We start from the raw sequence: 1,107 nt of genomic DNA, 5'->3' as shown, positions 1-1,107 counted from the left end.
ACCAATCTGATCCGTCGCTTTAGAAACGGTGCCGAATCATTGCCCGATGCCGTCGTAGTATTTCGCGCGGAAGGCAACATTGTTTGGTGTAACCGATTAGCTCAACATCTGTTAGGCTTCCATTGGCCAGAAGATTCCGGTCAACCTATCTCGAACCTGATTCGAACTCCAGATTTCATCAAGTACCTCAATAAAAAAGATTTCTCCGAACCGCTAGAAATGCGCTCGCCGTTGAATGTCGAACGTATGTTAGAACTGCGTATCGTGCCTTACACGGAAGGTGAACACCTGATGGTGGTGCGTGACGTGAGCCAACTTAAGCAACTCGAAGGAATGCGTCGTAACTTCTTCGCCAACGTTTCTCATGAGCTACGCACTCCGATGACCGTACTACAAGGTTATCTGGAGATGACGGAAGACCCAGACATGATCGTCGGCCCGATGTGGACTAAAGCGCATGGGGTGATGACGGAGCAGCTTAACCGCATGAACAGCTTAGTGAATCAACTTCTTACCTTATCTAAGATTGAAGCCGCGCCGATGCATGAGTTGGAAGATGTCGTAAACGTGCCAGCAATGCTTGAAGTATTAGAGAAAGAAGCGATCAGCTTAAGTGGTGATGACCAACATAAACTCAAGTTTGATGTCGATACCAGCCTTCGTGTGCTTGGAGATGATGACCAATTGCGCAGCGCGATCTCCAACCTTGTTTACAACGCAGTGAAGTACACTCCTCCGGGAGCCAATATTCATGTTCGTTGGTATCAAACCGCACAAGGTGCGTGCCTTGAAGTTGAAGACAGTGGTGATGGTATTGAGCCACAACACTTGCATCGACTGACTGAGCGTTTCTACCGAGTTGATAAAGCACGTTCACGCGATACGGGTGGCAGTGGTTTAGGATTGGCAATTGTGAAACATGCGTTGAGCCATCATGACTCACACCTGGAAATTCAAAGTGAAGTCGGTGTAGGCAGTAAGTTCTCGTTCGTACTTCCAAGTCGTTTGGTGGTGAAATAATGGGACGTCGAGTCAGTAAAGCCATCGCTTGTATCGCGCTTACTTGTTCGAGTATGACGGTTGCTCAAGATAAGCCATTACCGAACT

General features: G+C 47.9%; 1 protein-coding gene. It reads left to right on the top strand.

Annotated elements, in window-relative coordinates; genetic code table 11:
- On the top strand, nucleotides 1–1,020 hold a 1,020-nt coding region (gene phoR / locus R7127_RS26750), incomplete at its 5' end, for a phosphate regulon sensor histidine kinase PhoR (RefSeq protein WP_318148742.1).
- Between the last annotated feature and the right edge of the window lie 87 nt (nucleotides 1,021–1,107).

Source organism: Vibrio sp. 1159 (assembly GCF_033340395.1).
In the GTDB taxonomy this organism is placed as follows: Bacteria; Pseudomonadota; Gammaproteobacteria; order Enterobacterales; family Vibrionaceae; genus Vibrio; species Vibrio alginolyticus.
The sequence above is the reverse complement of the archived record's forward strand: the minus strand, read 5'-3'. Positions and strand labels throughout refer to the sequence as shown.